At 36.1% G+C, this 17,915-nt stretch carries 14 protein-coding genes and 1 pseudogene; 5 read left to right on the top strand and 10 right to left on the bottom strand.

All coding sequences use genetic code 11. The annotated features are described in order from the left end of the window. Nucleotides 1–201: 201 nt before the first annotated feature. Nucleotides 202–1,302, bottom strand: a complete 1,101-nt coding sequence (locus tag AC0C45_RS06585) for a major royal jelly family protein (protein ID WP_237892708.1) — start codon at nucleotides 1,300–1,302, stop codon at nucleotides 202–204. A 425-nt stretch (nucleotides 1,303–1,727) separates the two neighbouring features. On the opposite strand from AC0C45_RS06585, the gene AC0C45_RS06580 reads away from it, so the two are divergent. Together AC0C45_RS06580 and AC0C45_RS06575 are read left to right on the top strand one after the other, a co-directional pair. Beyond that, the gene (locus tag AC0C45_RS06580; RefSeq protein ID WP_237892709.1) at nucleotides 1,728–2,513 is read left to right on the top strand and encodes an SDR family NAD(P)-dependent oxidoreductase; all 786 of its coding nucleotides are present in this window, start codon (nucleotides 1,728–1,730) and stop codon (nucleotides 2,511–2,513) included. 374 nt (nucleotides 2,514–2,887) lie between these two features. Next, entirely contained in the window at nucleotides 2,888–3,376 is a 489-nt protein-coding gene (locus AC0C45_RS06575) for a CBO0543 family protein (RefSeq protein ID WP_237892710.1), read from the top strand. A 780-nt stretch (nucleotides 3,377–4,156) separates the two neighbouring features. On the opposite strand, the gene AC0C45_RS06570 is transcribed toward AC0C45_RS06575, so the two are convergent. The 9 genes and pseudogenes from AC0C45_RS06570 to AC0C45_RS06530 form a co-directional block, all read right to left on the bottom strand. Continuing rightward, complete coding sequence (locus AC0C45_RS06570) at nucleotides 4,157–5,434, bottom strand: MFS transporter (RefSeq protein WP_237892711.1); 1,278 nt, start codon at nucleotides 5,432–5,434, stop codon at nucleotides 4,157–4,159. A 129-nt stretch (nucleotides 5,435–5,563) separates the two neighbouring features. Beyond that, nucleotides 5,564–6,535, bottom strand: a complete 972-nt coding sequence (locus tag AC0C45_RS06565) for a sugar phosphate isomerase/epimerase family protein (RefSeq protein WP_034649937.1) — start codon at nucleotides 6,533–6,535, stop codon at nucleotides 5,564–5,566. Further along, nucleotides 6,532–7,710 carry a Gfo/Idh/MocA family protein gene (locus tag AC0C45_RS06560; protein WP_171776820.1) on the bottom strand — a complete coding sequence of 393 codons (1,179 nt, stop codon included), beginning with the start codon at nucleotides 7,708–7,710 and terminating at the stop codon, nucleotides 6,532–6,534. Before AC0C45_RS06560 ends, AC0C45_RS06565 begins: the two co-directional genes overlap by 4 nt. Nucleotides 7,711–7,897: 187 nt before the next feature. Next, complete coding sequence (locus tag AC0C45_RS06555) at nucleotides 7,898–9,079, bottom strand: levoglucosan dehydrogenase (protein ID WP_016766273.1); 1,182 nt, start codon at nucleotides 9,077–9,079, stop codon at nucleotides 7,898–7,900. Nucleotides 9,080–9,210: 131 nt separating this feature from the next. Beyond that, nucleotides 9,211–10,032 (bottom strand): sugar phosphate isomerase/epimerase family protein, encoded by an 822-nt coding sequence (locus AC0C45_RS06550; RefSeq protein WP_237892712.1) that lies wholly within the window; start codon nucleotides 10,030–10,032, stop codon nucleotides 9,211–9,213. 352 nt (nucleotides 10,033–10,384) lie between these two features. Then, the gene (locus AC0C45_RS06545) at nucleotides 10,385–11,386 is read right to left on the bottom strand and encodes a LacI family DNA-binding transcriptional regulator (protein ID WP_237892713.1); all 1,002 of its coding nucleotides are present in this window, start codon (nucleotides 11,384–11,386) and stop codon (nucleotides 10,385–10,387) included. Between the two features lie 193 nt (nucleotides 11,387–11,579). After that, nucleotides 11,580–12,290, bottom strand: coding sequence for a LytR/AlgR family response regulator transcription factor (locus tag AC0C45_RS06540; protein ID WP_034649929.1), 711 nt, complete (start codon nucleotides 12,288–12,290; stop codon nucleotides 11,580–11,582). Further along, entirely contained in the window at nucleotides 12,265–15,252 is a 2,988-nt protein-coding gene (locus tag AC0C45_RS06535) for a substrate-binding domain-containing protein (protein WP_472927972.1), read from the bottom strand. Before AC0C45_RS06535 ends, AC0C45_RS06540 begins: the two co-directional genes overlap by 26 nt. A gap of 334 nt (nucleotides 15,253–15,586) precedes the next feature. After that, nucleotides 15,587–15,866 (bottom strand): annotated as a pseudogene (locus AC0C45_RS06530) (arsenate reductase/protein-tyrosine-phosphatase family protein); the annotation flags it as partial. Nucleotides 15,867–16,124: 258 nt separating this feature from the next. Between AC0C45_RS06530 and AC0C45_RS06525 the strand changes: the two are divergent. The 3 genes from AC0C45_RS06525 to AC0C45_RS06515 are packed head-to-tail and all read left to right on the top strand — an operon-like array spanning nucleotide 16,125 to nucleotide 17,910. Next, nucleotides 16,125–16,370, top strand: coding sequence for a hypothetical protein (locus tag AC0C45_RS06525; protein WP_034649925.1), 246 nt, complete (start codon nucleotides 16,125–16,127; stop codon nucleotides 16,368–16,370). A 16-nt stretch (nucleotides 16,371–16,386) separates the two neighbouring features. Then, nucleotides 16,387–16,755, top strand: a complete 369-nt coding sequence (locus tag AC0C45_RS06520; protein ID WP_047933511.1) for a spore coat protein — start codon at nucleotides 16,387–16,389, stop codon at nucleotides 16,753–16,755. Nucleotides 16,756–16,773: 18 nt separating this feature from the next. Further along, nucleotides 16,774–17,910 carry a zinc-dependent alcohol dehydrogenase gene (locus tag AC0C45_RS06515; RefSeq protein WP_128820072.1) on the top strand — a complete coding sequence of 379 codons (1,137 nt, stop codon included), beginning with the start codon at nucleotides 16,774–16,776 and terminating at the stop codon, nucleotides 17,908–17,910. Nucleotides 17,911–17,915 lie beyond the last annotated feature (5 nt).

The raw sequence follows: 17,915 nt of genomic DNA, 5'->3' as shown, positions 1-17,915 counted from the left end.
CGTTTGGATTTAAATAATATTAATACTGCATTGAATTTACCAATATTGTAAAAAAATTCATGAAGCAGTTTAACACTAACCAAATAAACTGTTTCTATTAAACCATTTTGATGTTATTTGGCAGAAGTAAATAAAGCTAATACTTCTTGCTTACTCGTGTTTGTTTTACACTATATAATGAAAACAATTAATTGACTATTTTTATGATGAAAAGGTTGGAGCAGGAAATTCATCAATTTTGATACGAAGTAAACTATAAGGTTTCTCTCGTAAGTCTTTTCCATAATGAAATCTAGGCTGTCGATGTAATTGGTTCACAATGACATACAAATATTGATCCGGACCGATTGAAAAAGTATCCGGCCACAAAATTCTCGGATCATGTGCGATAGTTTCCATTATGCCATTTGGAAATATCTTACGAATACTGTTGTTTTCGTAATCTCCAGCATAAACAGTTCCCTTTGCATCGGTGATCATTCCATCAGAAGCACCTTTTTCTCCCCAATACTCCACATGATAAATTAAATCTTTATCTGGTATAGTTCGGTTCCTTAGAACTTCTGTTGGAATCGAGAAAAGATGACGACTGGTTAGTGGACAAAAAAATAAAACTTTGCCATCGGGAGAAATCGCTATTCCATCAGAAGCCAATCTAAATGGGGAAGTTGAGCCATCTATGTTTCTATTCATCAAAATTTCACCTTCTACCTTCGGTAAAAAATAGGGATCGGGTGAAGTTGATTTTGCTCCATTTAACCGTCTAAACGCGTTTCCATTTGATAAATCTACGACAATAATAGCTCCTGGTCCTTTTGAAGAAGAATCTGTTATATAGGCATAACCTGCTTTTCCAACACGAAAATCAAAACGGACATCATTCAGATAAGTTGTAGGTAGAACAACATCTTCTGTAAAGGTATATACTTTTCTTATTGTATTGGTTTCTAAATCAACAGCGACTAATTTCGCTCCCCCCTTAATAGGTTCAGAAAAATTGGGTGCTGCTGTATCTAATATCCAAAGCGTTCCCCTTCCATCAGCGACTACACTTTGGACACTGATGAAAGTCATTGTGATATTTCCGGAGTTAACCAAATTGGTTTGTAAATTGGGATAAGACTGCAATTTATCTTGAACAATTTCCGCCACTGTAAATTTAACATCGTCTCCCCATTTCGGAAAGCAAATGAAAATACGACCGGTTTCTGAAACAGTAACACCTGTAGGCATAGCCCCATAAAATGCATAAACTAGCTCTAAATTACCGAAATATTTTTCACTAGGTAACATAGGTTTCATAATATCCTCCTCAAACATTCAAACGGGATATCTCATATATATGATTTATATTTTTTCTAATGCATGTTTCTTAATAAGGTTTTCTATACGAAAAGATGATTGAATTAATTGTTTTCGAAATTTAATAAGTCTCTCAGAAGGAAGGAAACATTTTAATTTAAAGGTCTCCAGATGAAGTAGAATTCAATTAGCAGGTAGCGAAGTTCAATATTCCCAAATCAACGGTAAGCTGTTATAAATAAGAAATTAGGAAAATTTTCTTTTTTGACTTTATGAAGAAATGTATTTAAGCTAAACCGCCTCTTTAGCAATTTAAGTCCCCTACTCTTTTATCATAGCTTTGCTTTTTAAAGAAATTTTGTATAAAGTGATGATTACATAGAATACTGTATCAGTCAGTGGTTTAATAACATTTCGGAGGGAAAATGCCAATGAATACAAAAGAGTTAAGAAATATCCATGCACTCGTAACAGGTGCTTCAAGCGGCCTAGGATTTTCCATGGCGGAGGCTTTGCTTCAAGGTGGCGCCACGGTGGCGTTAGCTTCTAGAGGTGGAACTAAATTGGATCAAGCAGTAGAGAAATTAAAGCGCGAGGGTTATCCTGCTGTTGGAATTCCTTTAGATGTTCGATCAGAACAATCCGTCAATAACGCGGTCGAATGGGTGAAAAGAGAATGGGGGAAACTCGATGTTCTCGTCAATAATGCGGGAATTGGGATGAGGACAGTAAACCCGCGTTTTTTAGTCGAGCCTCAGCCATTTTTCAAAGTAACACCAGAGGGGTTTCGAGATTTAATTGACATCAATCTCACAGGATATTTTTTAGTAGCTCGAGGGTTTGCTCCTTTAATGATGGAACAAGGTCATGGGCGAATGATTAATATTTCTATGAACCATGAGACTATGAAAAGAAAGGGTTTTGTACCTTATGGACCATCGAGGGCAGCTACTGAATCACTCTCATATATAATGGCCGAAGATTTAAAGGAATATGGAATTATGGTGAATATGCTTTTACCGGGTGGTGCCACTACTACCGGGATGATTCCGGACGAAGTTCGAAAAGAGATTGAATCAAAATTCCAGCTATTAGATCCAAGTGTTATGGCCGAGCCGATTGTTTTTTTAGCCTCAGCTGCTGCAGAGGGAATCACAGGTGAAAGAATAATTGCCACCGATTTTCAAGACTGGCTTCTTAAAAGAAAATAAGTTTTTAATCACAGGGGCGGATCCTTTCCTCTTTGAAAAAGTAGAGCTGTCCCTATGATTATTCTTTTATATTTTATAGAATGTCCAGCTCCAGCACGGGTATCAGCCAATCCGTCAAGAAGACTAAAGAGCAAACCTTCTCGCCAGCTTGTCTAGAGTCACGGTGACCGTTTCTATTTCAAATAAGTGGGAAAGCGATTGTACATATTAAGCATTTGCTACCCGTTAGTTTAAGTAAAAATGTTCATAACCAGGAAACAATTTTATATCAAAATAGAACCTTGCTTATTCACTGTTTACTAACCTAATTATGGAATTTCCTTAGTATAACCTTCTGCATTAAAGATAAACTATCTTTGTGGAGGTGCTAAACATTGGGTCGAAAATTTGAAATAAACCTTATAAAATTCCTTTATCTCTTTGGTATTAGTTCTTTTATATATTTAATAAAAAAACCACTTGCAAAGGAATGGCTCCTTGTTTTCTTTATAAAAAGTTACTATGCATCATTGGTCGATAATCTGATTGTAAAAAGAGGCTATGTTCAATATCCCACCCGATTTCCAAAACAAGTTAAAACAAGCGTGTTGTTTGATTACATACTTTTCCCAATTACTTGTGTCTTTTATAATCAACTAACTAAGGATTCCCGCATCATTCAGTGCCTTTTAAAAGTTCTGTATTTCAGTATACCTATGACTATTGCTGAGCTGTGGCTAGAAAAAAATACACGCCTTATTAAATATAAAAATGGATGGAATTGGACAACTACTTTTTATTCTCTCTCTTTTTCCTTATTATTGGTTAGATTTACAATGTCTGTTATAAGACGTATTTTTAATAATGAGTACGATTTATCTTAGATAGTGCTTGTTAATCAACAACAAGAGGCAAAAAAATATAGGAACATTTGAAGAATGATTAAATCTGCCTATTTGTTTCAATTATTCGCAATTTCTTCTCTACATTAACTTAAATATCCTACTGATTTTCTGTTAATAAACACCAAAAACGGTCAGTTGTATGGAGAATTTTTTTTAATGCGTTAAAGATATCAATCGTTTCTTTAGTCACTTCGATAATTTTGTATGTAGTTACAATTCGATTGTTTCTTTTATCAGTTGATACAGCAAGTACTTTTGGTATTATAATTAAGGTTACTGTGCCTATTCTAGCTTTAGCTACAATCTTAGAGTTTATTTATTCTTTCTCTATCAACAATAGAAGAAACACATCAAAAAAGAGAGCTTTACTCTACAAGAGCAAATAGGTAATTGCTTTATTAAATGTGGAGGAGATCGCTGACTAAGAATTAGAGCAGCAGGGCTAAGAAAGAAGAGTTATTTATTAATTTTGCATATGAACAACCTTAATACAATGGATACTTTATTTCTGCAATTATCTCATTTGATTCACACACTTTAGGCAGAGATTCTTTAAATGGGAGTATAAAATAACTCATGCATTGCTAACATCTCTAAAGAATTCACCTGTTAACTTGTCCATTAGGAAAATAAAAAAATCCATGAAATCATTTGAATTTCAAGGACTTTTTTATTATGTTTGTTATATGATATCCACTCACTTTAGTAATTCGTTAAAACAGTATAAAATCCTGTCTGCCATATTGATTGTCCTTACTTTCAACCGACTTGTTTCTCAGGTGAATAACTGCTCTTGTTTTGTTTTTCTTCACCTGGTAATTTCATAAATATCATCAAAATAGCACTAACAAAATACAAACCAGCAAATATCCACATGACTCCGTGTACACCCATGCTACCAATGAATGTTCCTACAATTGCAGGTGCAATAAAGTAAGACATTCCAGCCCCAAAACTTACAATAGCCATAGCTGAGCCTTTCTTTTCGGGTGCTAATGAACTTACTAGAGCAGAGAGTGGTACATAACCACATAGAACGATTCCAAAAATTATGCCTACCACAGTTAATGCCCAGAAATTATGCCCGAACATTTGAGGAGTATAAAGCATAACCAGAGTCATTACACCGCAACCGACACTGCCAATCCACATAATTGTCTTTCGCCAACCTAACCATTTGTCACTGATATAAGGAATGACTAAGTTAAAAGAGATATTGGCCACCCACATAGTTCCCCATACTTGTAACCATTCTTCTGTACTGTATCCATATTCAGAGGACAAGTATAGAGGGAAAAAGATTGGAAGAGCACCTACGCCGGTGGAGTTTATTATACGAACCACTCCGCCTATTGCGATTTTTGGCTTTTCAATACAAATAGTTAGTCCACTGAGTAAACTTTTCAATTTTTCCTTGCCATTACCCTCACGTTCATGTACTTGGCCTTTTACAACAACAACTCCAATTAATCCACCGATTAACACCCATACGACCGCACTCCACATTAATCCGATATATCCGATTTTCGGAATCATATAAGCTGGAAAATAACTTCCAACAACATAAAGACCGCCACTCCATGCTGCCCAAAATAGCCCTATTGCCGTAGCTAAAATACGTTCAGGACTGCGATACGTAACCCAAACTAAAAACGAATAGCAAAATAAAGGATAACCAAATCCTCTAATAGCATAAGTCGGTAACATAACTGCATAATTATGCGGTTTTAGACCATATTCAATAAAAAGAATTTGACCTAATAACCAGATAACCAAGCCTGCTATCATAACCTTTCTTGGTCCCCATGCTTCTGTAAGGACACCAGAAAAGTAGGAGGCGATTGCTAATATAGCTCCGTATGCTGCAAAGAGAGTAGAAGATTGTTGAACGGTTAAGCCATGTTCAATAAGATACGGTGAAAGCCAACCATGTTCGAGACCATCTCCTACCATAAAAATTAGAGTTGCGATATAGCCCCAAATCATAGCTGATGGAAGACCTTTGGTGTTTTTCTCTCTTTTTGAAATCGCATTCATTTTAATCACCTCAAAATTATATATTTAACAATGCTGATAGTCACATTTACTCATTAGATGGTTTTCTTCAATGGTTAATGATAAATACCCGGATGGGTATTTATCATTAATTATATAGAAAATATACTGTTACGCCCACCACATTTCAGTTAATTGTTCTTTAAATTGTGCGCCTTTTAATAAAGAGATGGCCTTACTTAATCCTTCATCTAACGAAGCTAGCATATCTTCATGTTCAATAGATATCACATAGTCATATCCTACCGCACGAAGCGCACTCACCATATCTTTCCATACTTTTTCGTTTTGCCCATATCCTACGGATCTAAATGTCCACGAACGATTCAAAGTATCACTGTAATGTTTTGTATCTAATACCCCATTAACACTAATATTTGCCTGATCCAAATACGTATCTTTTGCATGAAAATGAAAAATAGCCTCTTCTCGACCAAGTTTTTTAATGGCTTCTACTGGATTAATCCCTTGCCAAATCAAATGGCTTGGATCAAAATTAGCTCCAATACTTGGCCCAGCATGCTCTCTTAATTTCAAGAGAGTTTCAGGGTTATACACAACAAACCCCGGGTGCATTTCAAGCGCAATTTGATGGATACCGTGTGACTCTGCAAATTTCACTTCCTCTTTCCAGTAAGGAATGACTACTTCATTCCACTGCCAATCTAGGATTTGTGTATATTCCTGTGGCCAAGAGCAGGTTACCCAGTTCGGATTTTTGGCACCTGGGTGGTCACCTGGGCACCCAGAAAATCCATTAATCACCGGCACTTCTAAACGTTCAGCTAATAAAACTGTTTTTCTCCACACGTCATGAGCCTTTTTGGCAACCATCTTATTTGGATGCAGTAAATTTCCATGACAACTTAGACCACTTATTGTAAGTCCTCTACTTGTAAGGGCAGCTTGAAATCTTTTTAATTTCTCTGGGCTCTCTAGTAATTCATCGGGATTACAATGACTGTTTCCTGGATAATTGCCTGTGCCCAATTCAACGGCCTCTACACCCATTTCACATAGTTTGTCCAGCATCTCTTCAAAAGGCAAGTTTTGATAAAGAACTGTAAACACCCCTAATTTCATGCACGTACCTCCTGCTTTACCTTCACTTTCATCCATTTTTGTTGTTCATGACTTGCCAAAATGGCGTCGGTAATGCACATGGACATATGTCCATCTTCAAATGTCGCGAAAGTGGCTTTATCACTTAAAGGATTTTTACCTTCTCGAATAAAGGTATAGAAATTCAACAATCCATTTTTTAATGCATCTGGCCAGCCTTCATTATGGCCCCCCGGATGATGAATGGACGATTTTGCTTCAGGATTAAATAAAGTAGGATCTGCAAGAAGAGTTTGATTTGGTTGATCTCGATAGCCAATCCACAGCTTTTCTGGTTCTTCTTGATTCCAAAAAGCAGAATTTTGACTGCAAGCGATTTCGAAGCTTAGTCTATTTTTTCGCCCTGCACTTACTTGAGACACAGTAAATAAGCCTTTTACCCCGTCTTCAAAACGTACAAGAACAGATGCATAGTCTTCTGTGTTAATCGGAACATCTTCATATGCTTCTTCTTGTCCTTTTTGTCCCCCAAAAGTAGATCCTTGAGAAGTAGATTTTTTTCTTACTGGTATAACAGTTGCTAAATCAGCAAAAACTTCGACGATTTTTTTACCTGTTACATATTGAACTGTATCACACCAATGAGAACCGATATCCGCTACCGCTCGTGATTTCCCTCCGACTTCGGGAGCTAAACGCCAATTAAAGTCTGTTTCGAACAATAACCAGTCTTGTAAATAACTTCCGTGCACTAAGTTGACTTTCCCTAACTCACCGTTTCTGATCATTGTTTCTAATTGTTTTACAATCGGAAATTGGCGGTAGTTAAAGTTTACGCCATGTACGACCTGGTGCTCTTTAGCTAATTTCAATAGCTCGGCTGATTCTTCACTAGACATAGCTAATGGTTTCTCCGATAACACATGTTTGCCTGCTTGAATAATTTCTTTATTAATTTGAAAGTGAAGGTGATTAGGTGTACAGTTATGAACAACTTGAATATCACTGTCTTTTAACATGTCACGATAATCCCCATAAGCTTTCGGAATTCCAAGTTCAACCGCTTTTTGTTCTGCTACTTCCTGGCCATGTTCTGCTAATCCAACTACTTCTACAAAACCGAGTCTTCTGATAGCCTCAATATGAGTAGGTCCAATAAACCCTGTCCCAATAACTCCAACTTTTATTTTTTCCATTTCTTTCTCCACCTTAATAAACTGTATTTTCCATGATTTCTTTTACTTACGTAGTAGCTAAAAAGAGAATTAAAACCTTTATATATAGCCGTTTGCTGACTTGCCTCTATTGATCCGAATCACAAATCAACAACTCTATTTCTAATAAAGGCTAGTCTACTAGGACTAGCCACTACTAAACTATTGCTTAAGCTTTCACTAAATTTTCTGTAAGATTAACCCATACACCTTTTTCAGCTGATTCAAGGATAGCATCTGAAATAACGGCGATTTGATAACCGTCTTCAAAATCTGGTGATACGCTTGTATCTTCAGCGATTGATTTGAGGAAATCATATGTTTCAATAATTTTTGTTTCCCCGTACCCAATTCCTAATGCTGGGATTGGCCATAGACCTTCTCCATATGGATGTGCAGGTCCTGTATAAACCGTTCTGAATCCGCGGCTATCACTTGGATCATCGGAGAAACATACTTGAAGCTCATCACGGCGTTCATAGTTAAAGTATAATGAACCTTTCTCTCCGTGAATTTCAAATGTTAAGAAGTTGTTGCGACCCCAGGCATTACGAGTCGCTTCAATGCTTCCAACTGCGCCGTTATCAAATTTAATTAAAGTTGAAAACTCATCGTCTACATCAACTTTACCTTTTGGTACATCAGTTTCTGCTTTTACAGTTCCTAGTTTATCTACCCCGCCACTTTGAATCGGTCTTTCACCAATCCATGTCTTTGCAATAGCCATTACTTCTGAAATGTCACCCACAAGATATCTTGCAAAGTCAATCACATGTGTTCCGATATCACCTAATGCACCTGAACCAGCTCGCTCTTTTTGGAAGCGCCATGATAAAGGCGAGTTAGGATCCGCAGACCAGTCTTGCAGGTATGTGCCTCGGAAGTTTAAAATCTTTCCGATTCTTCCTTCCTCAATATATTTTTTTGCTAGAGCAACGGCTGGTGTTCTGCGATAGTTAAATGCGACCATATGTTTAACACCTGCTTCTTTTACTGCGTCAAGCATTGTTTTTGCTTCTGCTGCAGTTCGTGCTAACGGTTTTTCTGAAATGATATGTTTACCTGCTTTGGCAGCTGCAATGGCAATCTCTGCATGAGAGTCATTTGGTGTTACAATATCAATAATATCAATTTCAGGATCTTCTACTACCTTTCTCCAATCAGATGAATAGTTTTCAAATCCTAAACGTTCTGCTGCATCTTTTGCTAACTCTTCGGTCACATCAACCACTGTGTGTCGTTGAGGAACTGCTGGCGCCGGCCAAAAAAACATTGGCATACCTGCGTAAGCGAGTGCATGCGCCTTCCCCATAAATCCTCCGCCAATCATACCTACGTTTAACTTTTTCATTTTTATTCTCCTCCTATGAAAGTAGTCTATTTATTCTGATCTACTATCTTTTAAATAACATCTGCTATATCGTTATGGTAAATTAGACTTCAAGTTTCTAATATATTATCTCTGCTACTTTCTTCTTGACCTTAAGACTTATTTGCCGTTTCAAAACTTAATAAGAAGTTAAAACTGATTTCTGCTCCTTTTTTCGGATCATTATAGCTATCTAATTCTACTGTAAGCCATTCATCATATCCAATTTCATCCAGAACTTGGATCATTTGATCAAACTTTTGATGTCCTTCTCCTAAAGGAAGAAATTCTCCATTATAATAATCTTTGAAATGAATATATTTAATGCGATCTGCATATTTTTTAATTACTTCTACCGGATTCCCTCCACCTGCTTCGATATGCGCTGTATCCGGACATAAATTAATCGTTGTTAGTGCCATTAATTTGTCCAGCTGGTCTGGGGCCTCTACGTTTGTTCCTAAATGCGGGTGATAACTTGGAATAAGATTATATTTCTCTGCAATTACTACTACTCGATTAAGAGCATTGCCTAAATCAGTGTAATCGCTTTCTAAAATACCATTCGCACGGATAGCTCCTCCGCCAATTACTAGATGCTTCGCTCCTAGTTCAGAAGCAAGAGCTGCAACCTCTTCAATTTTTAATAATTCTTCTTCCAAAATATCTGGAAAAATAAAATTCCCTCCAGTGTAAACTCCAATAAAGTCTAAAGAGTAACGCTTCAGCAATGCTCTAAATTCTGCTTTTCTATCTTTAAATTCCATTAGATTTCCGTCAAACATTTCAAATCCTTTATATCCAACTTCTGCAATATCCTTTAAAGCTTCTTCTGTTGATCCATTTGCAAGGTAATAAAGGTCTTTTATCGAAGTGACTCCGGCAGGATGCCCTACTACCCCGCCCCACGTATTTGTCTGATATCCTAGTTTCATGGTTTCTCTCCTATCTTTAAAGATTCCTTATGAGTACATGGTGTATTAATACTGGGATTTCATCACCTCCCTAAATTAATTTAGATAAGAAATAATTGAATCAAAATACATGTAATCGATTACAAAGTATTCTAGAAAAAGACTATATTTTTTAATTTATTATAAGAAGAAGCTGTGTTTACTACCTGTATTTGTAATTGATTGTACTTATCAAGAACCCAAACTAAAAATCCCTTTTTAATCGGATATTAAGCAATTCTTTTTCCAACCATTTGTAATCGATTACATCTTAATTTTAAAAAACAAGAAGATTTAAATCATCAGACACATTTTCAAAAGAACTCTTATTCCCTTATGAAAGATGTGTTGAGCATGAATCACGTATGATAAGCTGATCTTCCATTAAATATTGATGTCTTTCAATTTCTTCCTTATTCATCAACTTTATAAGTAATTTCATTGCCATCGTGCCCATCTCAAAAGCTGGCTGTGAGATGGTTGTAAGAGCCGGTTTGAAAATAGATGAAAATTTTATATCATCAAATCCTACTACGGAAATATCATGTGGAACACTTAATCCTTTTGAAGAAATAGCATTTATAGCTCCAAATGCCATCTCATCATTTGCTGCAAACACGGCTGTTGGAGGATGATTAAGATCCAAAAATTGATTCATTATATTAAAACCGCTTTCATAAGAAAAATCACCCTCCTGCACTAGAATGGACTCAACTGTCAGGTTGTATCGTGTCATTGTCTGATAAAATCCTTTTAATCGATCCTGGCCTATCACTCCACCTAGGGGACCTGATATAAATCCTATCCTTTTATGTCCCAGCTTAACCAAATATTCTGTTGCTTTTTGAGCCCCGCTGATATTATTAATAGAAACGGTGGGGATGGCTGAACCTTCTATATATTCACATGCCAAAACTACAGGGTATTTGAGAGCCATTTCCTCAATGTTCTTCGATTTCATTCTCGCCGTTAGTAAAACCATTCCATCAGCTTTTTTTTGCAGAAGTATATTTAAATACCCATTTTCTCTTTCCAAATCATTGCCCGTATCCCCAAGCAGAACTTGATATCCGTTTATGACGGCTACAGACTCAATTCCTCTTAATACCTTCGAAAAAAAAGGATTTGTTATATCAGGTACAATGACTAGAATGGTTTTGGTTTCTAATGTTCTTAACTGGCGAGCTAATGCATTTGGCTGATAGTTTAATTCTTTAATTACTTGTAATACTTTCTCAGTCGTTTCTTCCGTTACAGTGTTAGTTTTACTTAGCACTCTTGACACTGTAGCAGTTGAAACATTTGCTTTTTTTGCTACATCTATTATTCGCACCATTTTACGACTCTCTTTTCTTGTTCTTCTCTATAACAGAATTGTAATCGCATACAAAAATATTGTCTAATTGGATTCAGACAACATTTTCTGAGGTTCAAACTCTTTAAAAGTCCTTTTAAGCGTCGTTTTTATCCATATAAACAAAAAAACAACAAATTAAAAAAACTCAGCACTTATTGCTGAGCTCTATGTTTTATAATAATTTGTACCTTTGCAGATTGTCTACTTTATGCTTGGAAATCCTTGCAGTTTCCTTATAATCTTTAAAATAGGCTTTATACATTTGACCCGTTGCTTCAATTCTTGTTAAAAGTTCCACATTTATAATATAAGATCTATGAGATATCATAAACCTAGAATCAACGGCACCTTCCAAGCTAGTTAAAGCTTCATTTGTCTCGAATTTACCATTTTTAGTATGAATAACAGATTTCCGATCAAGTCTTTCAATAAAGATAATTTCTTCTAATGGAATAAACATTATATTTTTCTGCTGTTTAATCATTAAATCCTTTTTAAATGAATGTTCTTTATCGACTAGTGAAATAGACACTTGGGAAGCTCTCTCTAAAGCACCATATAAACGATTTCTATCAATTGGCTTTAAAATATAGTCTACTGCCTTTACGTTAAATGCCTCAAGTGCATAATTATCATGACCAGTAATAAAAATAACTTGTAAAGTCGGGAAAAGTTCTTTACATGCTTTAACCGCTTCCATCCCATTCAATAAGGGCATTCCGATATCGACTAAAGCAAGATCCGGTTTTTCTTTCGTAACATAGTGTATCAATTCTTCACCGTTGGCGGCCTCTCCAACAATTTTATATTTGGATAAACTCCCAATAAAGTACCTTAACAATTTTCTTGAGGTAACATCATCGTCTGCGATCAATACTTTCATCTTGTTGTTCCCCCTTTTCCCTAGCGTTTCTTGATTTCGCAACACTTTGAATAATATCTGGAGCATCTTCATTATAAACGAGCTGCCAAGCATCAATTACATTTTCTTTCATTACTTTTAGAGACGGAACGGCTACATAGGGTGGCGCTTGTTTTCCAAGTAGGGCATACCCTGCTAGAATCGCTTCGGCGACTCCTTGCTGGTATGGTAGCTGGGCACCTAGTCCTTTAATAGGTCCATCCTGTGCAATTTCCAAGGCGACGTTCATACCCAAATCCATTGTCGTAATGACTAAATTGCTTTTTTTTGCAGTACGAGTTGCCCTCAAAGCTCCTTCAGCCGGTACATCCCATACAACAAAAATACCATTTAAATCCTGATGTTGAGCAATCATACCGGATGCCACTTTTTCTCCATCATTCGAATCAGTAATTCCCCTGCGATCGACAATTTGAATGTCAGGGTACCTTTCCTTTATAGTTTTTTCAAATGCTTCCGTTCTTTGTTTGGTTGCAAAAAAATCAGCATCATGGTAAATAATCCCGACCTTACCCTTTCTATCTAATTTCTCAGCCATGATATTAGCCGATTCAATGCCATTTCCATAATTGTCAGCAGAAACAATACTTACATAATCTTTCCCATGCTGCAAACCATTCGGTGTATTGTCCATAAACACCAGCTTGACACCAGCTTGGGCTGCTTTTTGATATACACTTGCAGTTAATTCTGGATCAACTGGAATGCTCACCAGGATATCCGGTTTTTTGGCTAAAATGCTTTCAATGTCAGCTACTTGCTTTTTCCATTTAAATTCTGCATTTGTCACGGCTACTACCTCAATGCCCATTTTCTCAAAAGTAGTTTGCATTCCTTCCAATTGAGAGCTTGACCAATCACTTCCAGTATAATGCATAGCAATAGCAGCCTTATATTTCTTTTTCTTAATTTTTTTTAGCTCTTTCAAAGATAAACGAAGTGTTTTTGCTGAGGCAGCTTCCTCGCCATGTGGTCCCGTACTTAAAATTTTATGATCTGGAATATTTTGATTAATTGTATTGTTTAGCGTTTCACTTAGGATTGTCAAAAACTCTTGTACATGAATGGGCTTTGTTAAATAGTTATCAAATCCTTTATCTAATGTATATTGAATATCCTTTGGCATTGCATTCGCACTTACAGCGATGACAGCAATATCTTTCGTTTCTTTGCCTGCTTTTAAAATTTCAAATACTTCATATCCATTAATATCTGGGAGGTTAATATCAAGAAGAACCAAATCTATTTTTTCGTTTGCTACAATTTCTATTCCTTCTTTTCCTGTACGAGCTGATAAGAGCGTATAGGAAGGCTGCGATTTAATGATGTTACTTACTAAGTGCAAGTTGGATTCGTTATCTTCAATATATAGCAAACGATAGTTATCTTCCTTCCTATTATTTGTTGGAGGAAATTCAGTTTGTTCACCCCATTGTATGACAGTCTTTGAATCATTTGGAAGAGGAAGGCTAAAACAAAACTCACTTCCTGTTCCTTTATTGCTTGTTACATTAATATCCCCACCCATTAGATGCACCAGCTGTTTAACTAAAGATAACCCAATCCCTGTACCTTCTTCTTTTGTATTTTCGATTCGATAAAATGGAACAAACACTTTAGTATATTCCTCTACAGAAAAACCTACACCTGTATCTACGATATGAATGTACTGCTTATTCTCTTGTAAACGACAGAAAACGATGACTTTTCCATTTTCTTGATTGTATTTAATAGCATTATCAAGTAGATTCAGCAATATTTGTTTAAGACGTATAGGATCAGCAAGAACCATCATATCTTCCCATTGATCCAGTTGGCTATAAATACTAATATTCTTCTTCTTAGCCAATGGTTGTACAATATTGATACATTCCTTGATGACAGTTAAAAGATGAACTTCCTCTACAGAAATCTTTAAATTTCCCGTTTCTATTCTTGACACGTCTAAAATATCATTAATTAAACTTAATAAATGGCTTCCTCCACTTAAAATCTCCTGTACAAAATCACGCTGTTGTTCATTTAAAGATTCATCCATCTCCAATAATTGAGCAAAACCCAGAATTCCATTCAACGGAGTACGCAGTTCATGACTCATCTTAGACAAAAAACTTGATTTGGCCATGTTCACTTTTTCAGCTTCTTCTTTTGCCTGAACAATAACTCTTTCCATTTTTTTTTGCTCTGTGATATCCTCAAACTCCCACAAGTAGCCTACAAAATTATTTTTCTCATTTAAGGGAAAACAATTGTAGCGTAGTGTCATACCTGTATCTATTTTAATTTCTTTCGTAATTTTTGTTAGTTTTTCTGTATTTCCGAGCTTAATTTTATTAATTTCTTTATCAAAAAGGTAATGTAAATCCGAAGCGTGCATCCCAATATGGCAATCAATTTCACCCTTCAACTGGAAAAGTTCATAAAATTTCCTATTTAAAAGCCTTATTTTTTTATTGCAATCTGTTACTACAATCCCACTATCTAACCAATCAATCAAACTACGCTGGAATGCATAGGAATTCATTAATTTTTGTTCTTGTTCTTTTTGAAGAATGTCCTCTTCCATAATCTTTTTGTTAGTAATGTCCACACAAGTTCCGACTACTTCAGCTACTTTATCCTTATGAAATAAAGGTCTTAAATAAATTACATAATAAATACCTCTAAATTTACCTTCATATTCAATGTACTGTCCTGCCCATGCTTTTTTGTAATAACTGTTTAGCAAATTGGCAGTGTCAATATCATCCCAATACAAATCATGAAGCGTCTTTCCGACGATATCCTCTCGATTAACCCCCAACGTATACAGTAATTCTCCCTCGGCAAAAGTATGAATAAACTCGTTACTTCTTTGTACAAACTTAAAAATCATCCCGGTATCAGTAAAGCCTGGCTGTGAAATATATCTGAAATCCTTCATTTGTTTCGCCCCTAGTTAGTTAAAAAAATATAATATGGATTCTATATGATAAATCCCTTACTTTACGTTCTTTACAGTGCTTGAAGATTAATTTGAAACCAATTATTCATTCTAATGATTATTGTAATCGCTTTACAAATTATACTTTTATTATTATAAGCTTCACTATATTGATTAGTCTAACAATACTTACCCATGAGGCTGTCACGCTTTTATTAAAGAAGGAATGGATCAAAACAGGGGGGCGTCTTTTTGACATTCTTAAAAGGAAAGATATGGATGTTGTTAATCCTTCTATAGAGCGTTACATAAAAGCATGGAATTATAAATGTCATTTTCCTTCATCTATTCCTGCTGCTGTTGACGGGTTATCAAAGCCCCCAGTGAATTCGTTCCACATGTAAATAATTTACATATAGGTACTCTACTGCGTGTCCGCATAGTATCACAACTAAAGCAGCATTATTAAGAATTTCAGGATTAATTACATGAGATGTTTGGTTTGAGATAATGATTCCTACTTCATTCATTGTTTTTACGGCATTAGGATTTAAAGCATGAACTTCAAGTCCAGCACTTTTTACCTCCCACTATTTCCCTTGATACTTTTTAGCCTAACCTTCTTCCATGCCATATTTAAATCAAAAAGTTTGATGTAATTAAAAGAGTTCTTGTTCGACTAACCTATCTGTTAGCTAACAAGAAAAAGGACCACCAAAGCATTTAACCCTAATTATTACCAATTAATTTTCCGGATTATATGTACATTATAACTACTTAATATAATTCACCTATAAAAACATTACAGAATGTTTCCTCCAATATTCGGAACACTAACATTGTATTCACGTAAAAAAGGAGGGTAATCAGAAATGGATATTCAAAAATTAGCCGATCATGAGTCATTGGATCTACATGAAGTTATTAATTTTAAAACCCTTTGCTTAGCGAAATCAAAGCTAATGCAAGGACTTGTATTTGATGATGATTTGAGAGCATTGATGAAAAAAGATGTTGAACAATCGATACAAGCGCTGGGAGAATTACAGGCAGTTTATCAACGTGCACCTTTTGAAGCCCCTGTTCCTCAAAACCGGCCAACACCAATAATCAATTGAAAAGGAGGTAAATTCAGTGAATCATGACTATTTAGATCCTATAAACTCGCTACACGTACCAGAGCTCGCCGATACCACATTTGCGATGGACTTTCTTCTTCGTGCCAAGGAAGGTGTTCGCAATATCGCAGTCGCATTAACGGAGTCTGCATCACCTGATGTTAGAACTCTCTTGCGAAAACAGTTAATGCAAGGGATTGCCATGCACCAAGAAATTACAGAACTAATGATTAGTAAAAAATGGTTCCATCCATACGAATTAAGTGAACAATATCAACTAGACCAGCTCTCTGCCAACAATACATTGATGATTGGCAAAATGAATCTATTTCCTGTTGAGACCAATAGAAAAGGTATGTTTGACCGGACACCTGATGAACACTAACACTGGAGGATATCTATCATGAAGGCAGTAACGTATCAAGGTATTAAAAATGTTGTAGTCAAAGAAGTTCCAGATCCAAAGATTGAAAAACGAGATGACATGATTATTAAAGTAACCAGTACAGCTATATGCGGGTCTGATTTACATTTAATTCATGGCATGATTCCTAACCTGCAAGAAAACTATGTGATTGGCCATGAACCAATGGGAATCGTTGAAGAAGTTGGTCCAGATGTGACGAAGGTAAAAAAGGGAGATCGTGTTATTATTCCCTTTAATATAGCATGTGGTGAATGCCTTTACTGTAAAAACCATTTGGAAAGCCAATGTGATAATTCTAATGATAATGGTGATATGGGTGCCTATTTCGGATATTCTGGTACGACGGGTGGCTATCCAGGTGGGCAAGCTGAATATTTAAGAGTACCGTTTGCTAACTTTACTCATTTCAAAATTCCAGAGACTTGTGAAGAACCAGATGAAAAGTTAGCAGTTATTGCCGATGCAATGACTACTGGTTATTGGAGTGTTGACAATGCAGGCGTGAAGGCTGGAGATACAGTTATTGTTTTTGGCTGTGGTCCGGTTGGCCTTTTTGCTCAAAAATTCTGTTGGCTAAAAGGAGCAAAGCGTGTCATTGCCGTAGATTATGTAGACTATCGTTTGCAACACGCTAAACGTACCAACAAAGTTGAAACTGTAAACTTCGAACACTTTGAAAATGTAGGAATGCATTTGAAAGAAATAACGAAGGGCGGCGCTGATGTTGTCATTGATGCAGTTGGTATGGACGGTAAAATGACTGATATGGAGTTCCTTGCGAGTGGCATGAAACTGCAGGGCGGAGCATTTAGTGCGTTTATCATGGCTTCACAAGCAGTACGCAAATGCGGGACAATTCAAGTTACAGGCGTTTACGGTGGCAGATATAATGGATTCCCAATGGGAGATATTATGAACCGAAACATCAATATTCGCTCTGGACAAGCACCTGTAATTCACTATATGCCATATATGTTTGAATTAGTTTCAACTGGAAAAATTGATCCAGGAGATGTCGTGAGCCATGTACTTCCACTGAGTGAAGCAAAGCGTGGCTATGAGATTTTTGACACCAAAATGGATAATTGTATAAAAGTCTTGTTAAAACCTTGAGGAAG

Source organism: Priestia sp. VA7 (assembly GCF_055710015.1).
Note: the sequence above shows the minus strand (reverse complement) of the source record. Positions and strands in the feature narration are given on the sequence as shown.